Genomic DNA, 13810 nt, shown 5'->3' with positions numbered 1-13810 from the left:
TTCCGTTGATGTGGCGCAAAGGCCGGGTAAACGATTCAGCTTGAAACATACTACGCCGATTTCGTTTCACTGGACGGCCGTAGGGAAACTCTGCGAAACCGTCTGACATAAAGACCGGCGTTTTCGCACAACATCCCACGCTGGCAGCAACCTTTTCCTACGAATCGCCAGTATATAGAGCATAACCGCCAGCGACGACCGCGCATTCATGAATATCTGTATGGATTTTGTATCGCTTTCGGCGCGCCTCGGCAATTTGCTATCTTCGCCTGTCTCCCAATCCAGAAGCCGCGTGCCAAGCGGCCTGCATGCCCTACAAGAGAACAACGAGCGATGACTTCCGTGCCGAGCAGTATCGAGCAGCCCCCGCGGCCGCTGACCCGCAGTGATTACAAGACACTCTCACTGTCCGCCCTGGGTGGCGCACTGGAGTTCTACGACTTCATCATCTTCGTGTTCTTCGCCACGGTGGTCGGCAAGCTGTTCTTCCCGGCCGACATGCCCGAGTGGCTGCGCCTGATGCAAACGTTCGGCATCTTCGCCGCCGGCTACCTGGCGCGGCCGCTGGGCGGCATCATCATGGCCCACTTCGGTGACCTGCTCGGGCGCAAGAAGATGTTCACCCTGAGCATCTTCATGATGGCCCTGCCGACCCTGATCATGGGCCTGCTGCCAACCTATGCACAAATCGGCATGTGGGCGCCGATCCTGCTGCTGCTGATGCGGGTGATCCAGGGCGCTGCGATTGGTGGCGAGGTGCCGGGCGCCTGGGTGTTCGTCTCCGAGCACGTACCGGCGCGCAACACCGGCTATGCCTGCGGCACCCTCACCGCAGGCCTGACGGCGGGCATTCTGCTGGGCTCGCTGGTGGCAACCCTGATCAACAGCGTGTACAGCGCTGAAGAAGTGGCCGATTACGCCTGGCGTATTCCGTTCCTGCTCGGCGGTGTGTTCGGCCTGTTCTCGGTGTACCTGCGCCGCTGGCTGCACGAAACCCCGGTGTTCGCCGAGATGCAGCAACGCAAGGCGCTGGCCGAGGAGCTGCCGTTGCGCGCCGTGCTGCGCGACCACCGTGGCCCGATCATCCTGTCGATGCTGCTGACCTGGTTGCTGTCGGCCGGCATCGTGGTGGTTATCCTGATGACTCCTGCGCTGCTGCAGAGCTTCTACCACATCAGCCCGATCGACTCGCTCAAGGCCAACAGCATGGCCATCGTGCTGCTCAGCTTCGGCTGCATCGGCGCCGGCAGCCTGGCCGACCGCTTTGGCGCGGGGCGGGTGTTCGTGATCGGCAGCCTGTTGCTGCTGGCCAGCTCCTGGACCTTCTACCACAGCCTGCCGACCCGGCCCGAGCTGCTGTTCCCGCTGTACGCGCTGACCGGCCTGTGCGTGGGTGTGATCGGCGCGGTGCCTTATGTAATGGTCAAGGCATTCCCGGCCGCGGTGCGCTTCAGCGGGCTGTCGTTCTCGTACAACGTGGCCTACGCGATCTTCGGCGGTTTGACGCCGATGGTGGTGACCGCGCTGCTGAAAATAAGCCCGATGGCGCCTGCCTACTATGTGGCAGGGCTGTGCGCCGTTGGTCTGGCCGTGGGCCTGTACCTGCTCGCCAACAAGCGCTGATCTGTCTCGGGGCTGCTGGCCTCTTCGCGGGCACGCCCGCTCCCACAGGGCTCAGCATAACCCCTGTGGGAGCGGGCGTGCCCGCGAAGAGGCCAGACCTGCTATCAGTGATGGCCTTTCATCCAATTGTCATAATGAAGTCATATCGTGTTCATGCGGCCTGCCGATACTTGGGCCCGTTCCATCCAACACCCCAATATTCCTGCTAGGAGCAAGGCATGAAACTGAAGCGTTTGATGGCGGCCCTCACCTTTGCCGCCGCTGGCGTTGCAACCGCCAACGCGGTAGCCGCTGTCGATCCTGCAATCCCGACCTACACCAAAACCACCGGTGTTTCGGGCAACCTCTCCAGCGTCGGTTCCGATACCCTCGCGAACCTGATGACTCTGTGGGCCGAGGCCTACAAGAAGGAATATCCGAACGTAAACATCCAGATCCAGGCTGCCGGCTCTTCCACTGCGCCACCCGCGCTGACCGAAGGCACCGCGAACCTCGGCCCGATGAGCCGCAAGATGAAGGACGTCGAGCTGCAGGCCTTCGAGCAGAAGTACGGCTACAAGCCGACCGCCATCCCGGTCGCCGTCGACGCCCTGGCCGTGTTCGTGCACAAGGACAACCCGATCAAAGGCCTGACCATGGAGCAGGTCGACGCGGTCTTCTCCTCCACCCGCCTGTGCGGTGGCAAAGCAGACGTGAAAACCTGGGGCGACCTGGGTGTGACCGGCGACCTGGCCAACAAGCCAGTGCAGCTGTTCGGCCGTAACTCGGTGTCGGGCACCTACGGCTACTTCAAGGAAGAAGCCCTGTGCAAAGGCGACTTCAAGCCTAACGTGAACGAACAGCCTGGCTCGGCTTCGGTCGTGCAGTCGATCAGCAGCTCGCTGAACGGCATCGGCTACTCGGGTATCGGCTACAAGACCGCCAGCGTGAAGACTGTTCCGCTGGCCAAGAAAGGCAGCACCGAGTACATCGAGGACAACGAAGAAAACGCCCTGAACGGCAAGTACCCGCTGTCGCGCTTCCTGTACGTCTACGTCAACAAGGCCCCGAACAAGCCTCTGGCCCCGCTGGAAGCCGAGTTCGTCAAGCTGGTGCTGTCGCAAGCGGGCCAGCAGGTCGTGGTGAAGGATGGCTACATCCCGCTGCCGTCTAAGGTCGTCGACAAGACCCTGGCTGACCTGGGCCTGTCGCACGCTGGTAACGTCGCAAAGAAGTAAGTAACTGAAGAAGGGGCCGGTGCTGACGCCCGGCCTCTTCCACGAATTTCCAGTCCGAAGCCAGGTCCCCTGTGCGGCGGGCTTTCGTGCGTCACCACTTTGTAATGTTTTTGTCACACGGGACCGCTAGGGTGTGCGCATGAATGATCTGGCCAATTCCAACATGACCCAAAACTCCCAGCCCGTGCGCATTGATTTCAATACGCCCGAGTTGCAACGCAAGCGCCGCATCCGCGCGCTGAAGGACCGCCTGACCCGCTGGTACGTGCTGGTGGGCGGGCTTGCCGTATTGGCGGCAATCACCTTGATCTTCTTCTACCTGGCCTATGTGGTGTTGCCACTGTTCCAAGGTGCCGAGCTGACCAGCAAGAAGGCCCTGGAGCCGACCTGGCTGCAGCAGGATGCCGGCAAGCCGCTGATGATCGCGCTTGAAGAACAGAACCTGGTGGGGATGCGAGTTTCGGACAAAGGCCAGGCACTGTTCTTCGATACCAAGACCGGTAACGAGCTCAAGAGGGTCGACCTGCCAGTGCCGGCAGACACCCAGGTAACCTCGATCAGTAGCGACCAGCCGGGCAGCCCGCTGGTGGTGCTGGGCTTGTCCAATGGTCAGGCGCTGGTGTTCCACCACACCTACAAGATCACCTACCCGGACAACAAGAAAACCATCACCCCCGGCATCGACTACCCCTACGGCGAGCAGCCGTTCGTGCTCGACGAACAGGGCCGTGCGCTGGAGCACGTAAACGTCAACGTCAATGGCGATACCCTGGTATTGGCCGGGTCCACCGGCGCGCACCTGCAGGTGGTGCAGCTGACCCGCACCGAAAACATGATGACCGAAGAGGTCACCACCGAGCAGAACCGTATCGTGCTGCCGCAGATGACCGAAGCAGTGAAGAACATCTTCATCGACCCGCGTCAGCAGTGGCTCTACGTGATCAACGGCCGCGCCACCGCCGACGTGTTCAGCCTGCGTGACAAGAGCCTTAACGGCCGCTACAAGCTGGCCGAAAGCGCGGACACCGAAATTACCGCCAGCGCCCAGTTGGTCGGCGGCATATCGCTGATCATCGGTGACTCCAAAGGTGGCCTGGCCCAATGGTTCATGGCACGAGACCCGGACGGCGAATCGCGCTTCAAGCAGATCCGCACCTTCCAGATGGGCAAGGCCCCGGTTGTGCAGATTGACGCCGAAGAGCGCCGCAAGGGCTTCATCGCCCTGAACGCCGACGGCAAGCTGGGCGTGTTCCACAGCACCGCGCACCGCACCCTGTTGGTCGAGCCGGCTGCCGAAGGCCCTGGTATTCTGGCCCTATCGCCGCGTGCCAACCGCATCATTATTGAAGAAGGCGGCAAGCTGCTGCCGCTGAGCCTGCGCAACCCGCACCCTGAAGTTTCCTTCAGCGCGCTGTGGGGCAAGGTGTGGTACGAGAACTACGACGAACCGAAATACGTCTGGCAATCGACCGCTTCCAATACCGACTTCGAACCCAAGCTGAGCCTTTCGCCGCTGACCTTCGGTACGCTGAAAGCCGCGTTCTACGCGATGATCCTGGCCGCCCCGCTGGCCATTGCCGCCGCCATCTACACCGCCTACTTCATGGCCCCGGGCATGCGCCGCAAGGTCAAGCCGGTGATCGAGTTGATGGAAGCGATGCCGACGGTGATCCTCGGCTTCTTCGCCGGCCTGTTCCTGGCCCCTTACCTCGAAGGCCACCTGCCAGGCGTATTCAGCCTGTTCCTGCTGATGCCGCTCGGCATCCTGCTGGCCGGCTTCACCTGGAGCCGCCTGCCGGAGTCGATCCGCCTGCGTGTGCCCGATGGTTGGGAAGCCGCGATCCTGATACCGGTCATCCTGTTCACCGGCTGGTTCGCCCTGACCATGAGCCCGCACCTGGAAAACTGGTTCTTCGGCGGTGACATGCGCCTGTGGATCACCAACGACCTGGGCATCACCTACGACCAGCGCAACGCCCTGGTCGTGGGTATCGCCATGGGCTTTGCGGTCATCCCGAACATCTATTCCATTGCCGAAGACGCCGTGTTCAGCGTGCCGCGCAGCCTGACCCTGGGCTCGCTGGCGCTGGGTGCGACGCCTTGGCAGACCCTGACCCGCGTGGTCATCCTCACCGCCAGCCCGGGTATCTTCTCGGCGCTGATGATCGGCATGGGCCGTGCGGTGGGCGAGACCATGATCGTGCTGATGGCCACCGGCAACACCCCGGTGATGGAGATGAACCTGTTCGAGGGCATGCGCACCCTGGCCGCCAACGTGGCCGTGGAAATGCCGGAATCGGAAGTCGGTGGCAGCCACTACCGCGTGCTGTTCCTGGCCGCGCTGGTGCTGTTGATGTTCACGTTCGTCATGAACACCTTGGCCGAGCTGATTCGCCAGCGTCTGCGCAAGAAATACTCGTCGCTTTGATAGAAAGGTAGCGATCCGTGAAAAAGGATTCCCTCAAAGGCTGGTTCAAGAGCGGCGCCCCAGGCGTCTGGATGAGCGGCGGCGCCGTGGCCATGGCGGTGATCATGACCGTTGGCCTGCTGGCGGTGATTGCCGTGCGCGGCCTGGGCCACTTCTGGCCGGCCGATCTTGTCCAGGCCACCTACAAGGTACCGGGCCAGGCTGACCACATCGTCATCGGCGAAGTGGTGCAAAAGGAAGAGGTACCCCGTGCCCGCCTGAAGGGGGCCGGCCTGCCGGTACCGGAGCAGGGCCCGGAGTTCATGACCCGCGAGCTGATCAAGGTGGGTAACCGCGACCTCAACGGCAGCGATTTCACCTGGGTGGTCGGCGACTGGCTGGTCGATGAACAGCGCCCGGCCGACCTCATCGCCCTGGAGCGCCGCGAGTGGGGCAACTTCTATGGCTACCTGGTCAGCGTCAAGGAAGAAGGCCGCGTGGTTGCCGAAGGCCCTGCTGCCTGGAACGAACTGCAGGCTCGCCTCAAGCGCGCCAGCCAGCTCAACGGTGAGCTGCAGCAGCTGGAGAAGAAGGACATCGGTGCCATCAACCATGGCCTTGAGCGCCTGCGCCTGCAGGCCCGCAAGCTGGAGCTGGACGGCAAGCTGGACGCCGCCGCCCAGGCCGACATGGACGCCGACCGCGCCGAGCTGAACAGCCGCTACAAGGCCATCGAAGACCGCTTGAGCGGCCTGCACCAGGCCTTCGCCCGCGACAGCCTGGTGGCACGCGATGGCAACGGCCGCGAAGTGGAAATCAACCTGAGCAAGGTGGTGCACGCCATCCAGCCGAACGGCATGTCCGGCTTCACCAAGCTGGGTACCTACTTTGCCAAGGTGTGGGAATTCCTCAGCGATGACCCGCGTGAAGCCAACACTGAAGGCGGTATCTTCCCGGCCATTTTCGGTACCGTGATGATGACCCTGATCATGGCCGTGATCGTCACCCCGTTCGGTGTGCTGGCTGCCGTCTACCTGCGCGAATACGCACGGCAAGGCCCGGTGACCCGCCTGATCCGCATTGCGGTGAACAACCTGGCTGGCGTGCCGGCGATCGTCTACGGCGTGTTCGGCCTGGGCTTCTTCGTCTACGTGCTGGGTGGTTCTATCGACCGCCTGTTCTTCCCTGAAGCACTGCCGGCGCCTACCCTGGGTACCCCGGGCCTGCTGTGGGCATCATTGACCCTGGCACTGCTGGCCGTACCGGTGGTGATCGTGGCCACCGAAGAAGGCCTGGCGCGTATTCCGCGTACCGTACGCGAGGGGTCGCTGGCCCTGGGCGCGACCAAGGCCGAGACGCTGTGGAAGATTGTCTTGCCAATGGCCAGCCCGGCCATGATGACCGGCATGATCCTCGCCGTGGCCCGCGCCGCCGGTGAAGTGGCCCCGCTGATGCTGGTGGGTGTGGTGAAGCTGGCGCCTTCGCTGCCAGTGGACGGCAACTACCCGTACCTGCACCTGGACCAGAAGATCATGCACCTGGGCTTCCACATCTATGACGTCGGCTTCCAGAGCCCGAACGTCGAGGCCGCACGGCCGCTGGTGTACGCCACGGCACTGCTGCTGGTACTGGTGATCGCCTCCCTCAACCTCTCGGCCGTGTGGATCCGCAACCACCTGCGCGAGAAGTACAAGGCGCTGGACAGCTGATCAGAGCTTTAAGTCACAAGCGGCAAGCTCCAAGCAGATTGCCGCTTTGCCCTAACTTGCAGCTTGCAGCTTCAAGCTCGCAGCTACAAACGGAGTGAGACCATGCAGCAAGATTCTCATACCCACGGCATCGACATGTCTGCCCTGGGCCGCAACAAGCAGGGCCTGCAACTGGCCGAAGAAACCGTGGCCATCGAAGTGCCGGGCCTGAGCCTGTTCTATGGCGACAAGCAGGCGCTGTTCGATGTCAGCATGAACATTCCCAAGCAGCGCGTGACCGCCTTCATCGGCCCGTCCGGCTGCGGCAAGTCGACCCTGCTGCGCACCTTCAACCGCATGAACGACCTGGTTGACGGCTGCCGCGTGGAAGGCGCCATCAACCTGTACGGCAACAACATCTACCGCAAGGGCGAAGACGTGGCCGAGCTGCGCCGTCGTGTGGGCATGGTGTTCCAGAAGCCCAACCCGTTCCCCAAGACCATCTACGAGAACGTGGTCTACGGCCTGCGTATCCAGGGCATCAACAAGAAGCGTGTGCTGGACGAAGCTGTCGAGTGGGCGCTGAAAGGCGCGGCCCTGTGGGACGAGGTCAAGGACCGCCTGCACGAGTCGGCGCTGGGCCTGTCCGGTGGCCAGCAGCAGCGTCTGGTCATCGCCCGCACCATTGCCGTGGAACCGGAAGTGCTGTTGCTCGACGAACCTTGCTCGGCACTGGACCCGATCTCGACCCTGAAGGTTGAAGAACTGATCTACGAATTGAAATCCAAGTACACCATCGTCATCGTGACCCACAACATGCAGCAGGCGGCCCGGGTTTCGGACTACACCGCGTTCATGTACATGGGCAAACTGGTCGAATTCGGGGACACCGATACCCTGTTCACCAACCCGGCGAAGAAACAGACCGAAGACTACATCACCGGTCGCTACGGCTAGCAGCCACGCGGCCCGCTCCCACAGGGAATGACACGAACTACATGAAGCTTGCAGCCTCTTCGCGGAGCGAACGATGATCAACAAAGAAAGCCTTACGCACCATATTTCCCAGCAGTTCAACGCCGAGCTCGAAGAAGTGCGCAGCCATCTGCTGGCCATGGGTGGCCTGGTGGAAAAACAAGTCAATGACGCCGTTACTGCGCTGATCGAGGCCGACTCGGGCCTGGCCCAGCAAGTGCGCGAAGTCGACGAGCAGATCAACCAGATGGAGCGCAACATCGACGAGGAATGCGTGCGCATCCTCGCCCGTCGCCAGCCGGCGGCCTCTGACCTGCGCCTGATCATCAGCATTTCCAAGTCGGTGATCGACCTTGAACGCATCGGTGACGAGGCGACCAAGATCGCCCGCCGCGCCATCCAGCTGTGCGAAGAAGGCGAGTCGCCACGCGGCTACGTCGAGGTGCGCCATATTGGCGACCAGGTGCGCAACATGGTCCGCGATGCGCTGGACGCCTTTGCCCGCTTCGATGCCGACCTGGCGTTGTCGGTGGCCCAGTACGACAAGACTATCGACCGCGAGTACAAGACCGCCCTGCGCGAGCTGGTGACCTACATGATGGAAGACCCGCGCTCCATCTCGCGGGTTCTGAGCGTGATCTGGGCGCTGCGTTCGCTGGAACGTATCGGTGACCACGCGCGCAACATTTCCGAGCTGGTGATCTACCTGGTGCGCGGCACCGACGTGCGCCACATGGGCCTCAAGCGCATGACCGCAGAAGTGCAGGGTACCGCTGTCGCCGACGCCGAAAAGGCTAATGTTCCGGGCGAATCTGACGATAAGTAAGGTTGCTCCCGAGCTTCGACGCCCGGCCTCGGCCGGGCGTTTTCGTTTGCGGTCGAGGAGCCGGCAGGCACCCGCGAACGATGTGAAGAAGTCCCGGCGTGACCAGGTTGTAGCAAATAGCCATTATTTGGCAGTAGGCTAGTCGGGATTCAGAAGGAGTATTGATGAGTAAAGTGAATGTGCTGGTCGTGGATGACGCCCCGTTTATCCGTGACCTGGTCCGCAAGTGCCTGCGCAACGCCTTCCCGGGCATGGCCATCGACGACGCCGTCAATGGTCGCAAGGCCATGGCCATGCTGGACAAGGAAGCCTTCGACCTGGTCCTGTGCGACTGGGAAATGCCGGAAATGTCCGGCCTGGAATTGCTCACCTGGTGCCGTCAGCAGCCTGCGCTGAAGAACCTGCAGTTCATCATGGTGACCAGCCGTGGCGACAAGGAAAACGTCATTCAGGCGATCCAGGCGGGCGTGTCCGACTTTGTCGGCAAGCCGTTCACCAACGAGCAACTGCTGACCAAAGTGAAAAAGGCGCTGACCAAGATCGGCAAGCTCGACAGCCTGATGGCCATCGGCCCGGCGCGGGCTAACTCGGCATTCGCCAACGATTCGCTGAGTGCCCTGACAGGTGGCAAGCCACAGGCGGCCAAGGTGACGGCCCCCGCGCCAGCGCCAGGCGCTGCCAAGCCATTGGTCAATGTACCTACGCCGTCGGCCCCTGCTCCGACGGGGCGTGGCCAAGGCCAGTTGCGCCTGGCCAGCGGCATGCAACCGTGCGTGATCAAGGCGCTGAGCCTGAAAGAAGCGCTGCTGGTGGTACGCCGCAGCGAAGCGCTGCCGCAGGTGCTGGAGGGCGCCGTGCTGGACCTGGAGCAGGGCGAGAACGCTGAAGTTGCGCGTTTGAACGGCTATCTGCATGCCGTCGCAGCCCTGGAGCCCAAGCCCGACAGCGACTGGCTACAGTTGACCTTCAAGTTTGTCGACCAGGACGCCCAGAAGCTCGATTACCTGTCGCGGCTGATCGCCCGCGGGACGGCGCAGAAGCACTTCACCCCCGGCGCCTGACAACAAGGCAGCAGGTCAACCCTTGTGGGAGCGCCCGGCAAGGCCGCTCCCACAGAGAAAGCGTCATCCGACCAACTGCAATACCTGCCTCAAAACCCGCTGCTAGGCTTCGACAGATCATAACTGTCAAAAAGCCACTATCATGCCCGCCCGCCTGCTGCTGTTCTGTGCATTGCTCATGGCCTCGGCGTCGAGCCTGGGTGTGACGCTCTACAAGATCACCGACGACTTCGGTGTCATCTCATATTCCGACCGGCCAGGCCCGGGCGCCAAGCCCTTGGTGCTGCGCGAACCCATGGTCGAAACCCTCGAAGGCCAAGTGCTGCTGAACGCGAAAACCTTCGACGGCGGCGTGAGCTTTTCCGCACGCAACGAGCTGCATGTGCCGGTAGAGGTCGAATTGCGCCTGGACAACCTGGTAAATGCGCAAGGCGGCGATGCCCCGCGTATCGTGCGCCGGCTGCTGCCGCCGCGCACCACGCAAATGCTCAGCGTGCTCAGGGGGCGGCCCGGGCTGTTGCTGAACTACCGTTCGACCCTGCTGCAGGCCATGGGTGACCCGGGCAAGCGGCCCCAGGGCTTCCGGTATGCGTTCCCCTGGGTCGGTGGGCCGTTCCGCGTCACCCAGGGCCCTAACGGCCGTGTCAGCCATTTTGGGCCCAAAGGGCGCTACGCCATGGATATCGCCATGCCCGAAGGCACTACCATCATCGCGGCGCGCGAGGGCGTGGTGGTGAAGACGGAAAACAGCCAGAGCGGGCGCGCGCCCAACCCCTCGGGTAACTTTGTCAGGATCCTGCACCCGGACGGCACCATGGGTGTGTACCTGCACCTGATGCGTGGTTCGGTGGTGGTGGCGGAGGGGCAACGGGTACGCCAGGGGCAGATGCTGGCCAAGTCGGGCAATACCGGCAACAGCACAGGCCCGCACCTGCATTTCGTGGTGCAGCGCAATGTGGGGTTGGCGCTGGAGTCGATACCTTACCGGTTCGACCGGCCGATCAGCGGGTTACCCGACTTTACTGCGGGTAACCCTTGAGATTTTTGGGGCCGCTTTGCGGCCCTTTCGCGGCACAAGGCCGCTCCTACAGGATTACGCGAACCCCTGTGGGAGCGGCCTTGCGTCGCGATGGGCTGCGCAGCAGCCCCATACCCCTCAATCCAGCTTGAGCACCTTGGCCAGCACGATCTTGGGCCCTTTCATCTTCTTGATGATGATGCGCAGCCCTTCGACCTCCAGCACTTCCTCTTCTTCGGGCACACGCTTCAGCGTCTCGTAGATCAGCCCCGCAAGGGTTTCCGCCTCGATGTGATCAAGGTCGATGCCGAGCAGGCGCTCCACCTTGAACAGCGGCGTATCACCCCGTACCAGCAGCTTGCCCGGCTGATAGGCGAGGATGCCGCGCTCGGTCTTGCGGTGTTCGTCCTGAATATCGCCCACCAGTACTTCCAGCACGTCTTCCATGGTCAGGTAGCCGATGACCTTGCCGTCAGCTTCCTCCACCAGCACGAAATGCGCGCCGCCCTTGCGGAACTGCTCCAGCAGTTGTGACAGCGGCATGTGCCGCGATACGCGCTCCAGCGGCCGGGCGAGGTCGTCCAGGTCGATGGTTTCGGGCAAGTGCTCCAGCTCGGCAAGCTCCAGCAGCAGGTCCTTGATGTGCAGCAGGCCGGTGAATTCTTCACGCTCGGCGTCGTACACCGGGTAGCGGCTGAATTTGTGGCGACGTATCAAAGCCAGGATCTGCTTCAGCGGCGCATGGGCATCGATGCTGACCATGTCTTCACGCGAGTTGGCCCAGTCGACCACTTCCAGCTCGCCCATTTCCACGGCCGAGGCGAGCACACGCATGCCTTGGTCGCTCGGGTCCTGGCCACGGCTGGAGTGCAGGATCAGCTTCAGCTCTTCACGGCTGTAGTGGTGTTCGTGGTGCGGGCCCGGTTCGCCCTGGCCGGCAATGCGCAGGATGGTGTTGGCGCTGGCATTGAGCAGGTAGATGGCCGGGTACATCGCCCAGTAGAACAGGTACAGCGGCACGGCCGTCCACAGCGACAGCAGCTCGGGCTTGCGGATGGCCCAGGACTTGGGCGCCAGCTCACCGACCACGATGTGCAGGTAGGAAATGACAAAGAACGCGACGAAGAACGAGATCGCCTTGATCAGTTCGGGCGAGTCGACACCGAAGTACGCGAGCAGCGGCTCGAGCAAGTGGGCAAAGGCCGGCTCGCCGACCCAGCCCAGGCCCAGGGAGGCGAGGGTGATGCCCAGCTGGCAGGCCGACAGGTAGGCGTCGAGCTGGTTGTGTACCTTGCGCAGGATGTTGCCGCGCCAGCCATGCTGCTCGGCAATGGATTCCACGCGTGTGGCGCGCAGCTTGACCATGGCGAACTCGGCGGCAACGAAAAAGCCGTTGAGCAGCACTAGCAGCAAGGCAAAGATGATCATGCCGAAATCGGCGAATAACGAGGTGACGCTGATACCAGGGGAAGGGTCCATGATGGAGTTTTTACGGGGTCCGTCTTTGAGATTGAGAGAAAAAAAGTGCCAGCTCTTGCTGGCACAGGGGATCCAATGTAGCGGCTAGGGCCGTAAAAGCAAAGGGTAGCGGGCTTATTGCGGTCCCTGAGGGTGGGGGCGTGCCCGCGAAGGGCTGCGCAGCAGCCCCGATCTCAAGCCTTTTCGTTGGCCAATTGGGTCGGCGCAAAGTGACAGGTAAAGGTGCTGCCATGGCCCGGCACGCTGCTGATGTCCAGCTTGCCGCGGTGGCGCATCAGCACATGCTTGACGATCGCCAGCCCCAGCCCGGTGCCACCGGTATTTGATGCACGGCTGGAGTCCACCCGGTAAAAGCGTTCGGTCAGGCGCGGCAAGTGCTTGGCGTCGATGCCCACCCCCGAGTCCTGCACAGACAAGTGCGCACCCTGTGCATCGGCCCACCAGCGGATGCGGATGTTGCCCTCGTCCTGGGTGTACTTCACCGCGTTGAACACCAGGTTGGAAAAGGCGCTGCGCAGTTCCGACTCGCTGCCCTTCAGCTTGACGCCGGGCGCGGCTTCGAGGGTGATGCGCTGGTTGCGTGGCCCAGACAGGGCCTGGGCGTCGTTCTTGATCGCGGCGAGCAGGGCTTCGACCGCCACCGGCTGGTTGTCCGACGGGTAATCGGTGGCTTCCAGCTTGGCCAGCAGCAGCAGGTCGTTGAGCAGCGTCTGCATGCGCGAACCTTGCTGGCTCATCTGCTGCAGGGCGCGGGTCCAGCGCGGGTTCACATCCTCGACGTTGTCCAGCAGGGTTTCAAGGTAACCCGTGATCACCGTCAGTGGTGTGCGCAATTCGTGGGACACGTTGGCGACGAAGTCCTTGCGCATCTGTTCCAGCTGGTGGATGCGGGTGACATCGCGCACCAGCATCAGGTGTTCGTTGTTACCGTACCGGGTTATGTGCAACTGCACGCGCATGCGGTCGTTGATGGGCGAGGGGATTTCCAGCGGTTCGAGGTAGTTCTCCGCCTCGAAGTATTCCTTGAAGCGTGGGTGGCGCACCAGGTTGGTGACCTGCTGGCCACCGTCCTGTGGGGTCTTGAAGCCCAGCAGGGTTTCGGCGGCACGGTTCCACCATTCCAGGTTGCCGTCGCTGTCGAGCATGATCACCGCGTCGCGCAGCGCGGCGGTAGACTCCTGAACCCGGTCGATCACTGCCTGCAGACGGCCCCGCACGCGCTGGTCGCGGCGTTGCAGGTGGTAGATGCTGTCGAACACCTCGCCCCACAGGCCGTAACCATCGGGCGGTGCTTCATCGGGCTGGTGGTTGCGCAGCCAGTCGTGCAGGCGCAGCAGTTGCTTGAGGGTCCAGCCCAAGTAGAGCGCCAGGCCAATGGCCAGGCTCCAGCCATAGTAGCCGCTGACCAGCCCGCCGATCAGGCAGACGGTAATCAGCAACAACAGATGGCGAATCAGGGTTGCGTGCCAGTTCTGGTTCAATTGACGGTCCTTGTACAACGACGTGCAGCTTGGCG

General features: G+C 62.5%; 10 protein-coding genes. 8 read left to right on the top strand and 2 right to left on the bottom strand.

Annotation, left to right across the window (positions count from 1 at the left end; all coding sequences use genetic code 11):
* Positions 1-333: 333 nt before the first annotated feature.
* The 8 genes from PP4_RS27155 (at position 334) to PP4_RS27120 (ending at position 10836) form a co-directional block, all read left to right on the top strand.
* Positions 334-1623 carry an MFS transporter gene (locus PP4_RS27155; RefSeq protein WP_016502257.1) on the top strand — a complete coding sequence of 430 codons (1290 nt, stop codon included), beginning with the start codon at positions 334-336 and terminating at the stop codon, positions 1621-1623.
* Positions 1624-1841: 218 nt separating this feature from the next.
* Entirely contained in the window at positions 1842-2840 is a 999-nt protein-coding gene (locus PP4_RS27150) for a phosphate ABC transporter substrate-binding protein PstS (protein ID WP_016502256.1), read from the top strand.
* Positions 2841-2979: 139 nt separating this feature from the next.
* Complete coding sequence (locus PP4_RS27145) at positions 2980-5268, top strand: ABC transporter permease subunit (RefSeq protein ID WP_016502255.1); 2289 nt, start codon at positions 2980-2982, stop codon at positions 5266-5268.
* Between the two features lie 71 nt (positions 5269-5339).
* Complete coding sequence (gene pstA / locus PP4_RS27140; protein ID WP_172439591.1) at positions 5340-6956, top strand: phosphate ABC transporter permease PstA; 1617 nt, start codon at positions 5340-5342, stop codon at positions 6954-6956.
* A gap of 102 nt (positions 6957-7058) precedes the next feature.
* Positions 7059-7892, top strand: coding sequence for a phosphate ABC transporter ATP-binding protein PstB (pstB, locus tag PP4_RS27135; RefSeq protein WP_016502253.1), 834 nt, complete (start codon positions 7059-7061; stop codon positions 7890-7892).
* Between the two features lie 73 nt (positions 7893-7965).
* Positions 7966-8736, top strand: a complete 771-nt coding sequence (gene phoU, locus PP4_RS27130; protein ID WP_016502252.1) for a phosphate signaling complex protein PhoU — start codon at positions 7966-7968, stop codon at positions 8734-8736.
* A 164-nt stretch (positions 8737-8900) separates the two neighbouring features.
* The gene (locus tag PP4_RS27125; RefSeq protein ID WP_016502251.1) at positions 8901-9797 is read left to right on the top strand and encodes a response regulator; all 897 of its coding nucleotides are present in this window, start codon (positions 8901-8903) and stop codon (positions 9795-9797) included.
* 142 nt (positions 9798-9939) lie between these two features.
* Positions 9940-10836 carry a peptidoglycan DD-metalloendopeptidase family protein gene (locus tag PP4_RS27120; protein WP_016502250.1) on the top strand — a complete coding sequence of 299 codons (897 nt, stop codon included), beginning with the start codon at positions 9940-9942 and terminating at the stop codon, positions 10834-10836.
* Positions 10837-10953: 117 nt separating this feature from the next.
* Here PP4_RS27120 and PP4_RS27115 read toward each other — a convergent pair whose 3' ends face one another.
* Together PP4_RS27115 and phoR are read right to left on the bottom strand one after the other, a co-directional pair.
* The gene (locus tag PP4_RS27115) at positions 10954-12294 is read right to left on the bottom strand and encodes a hemolysin family protein (RefSeq protein ID WP_016502249.1); all 1341 of its coding nucleotides are present in this window, start codon (positions 12292-12294) and stop codon (positions 10954-10956) included.
* Between the two features lie 173 nt (positions 12295-12467).
* Positions 12468-13775, bottom strand: coding sequence for a phosphate regulon sensor histidine kinase PhoR (gene phoR, locus PP4_RS27110; protein ID WP_041167940.1), 1308 nt, complete (start codon positions 13773-13775; stop codon positions 12468-12470).
* Between the last annotated feature and the right edge of the window lie 35 nt (positions 13776-13810).

The organism is Pseudomonas putida NBRC 14164 (assembly GCF_000412675.1).
Lineage (GTDB): Bacteria > Pseudomonadota > Gammaproteobacteria > Pseudomonadales > Pseudomonadaceae > Aquipseudomonas > Aquipseudomonas putida.
Note: the sequence above shows the minus strand (reverse complement) of the source record. Positions and strands in the feature narration are given on the sequence as shown.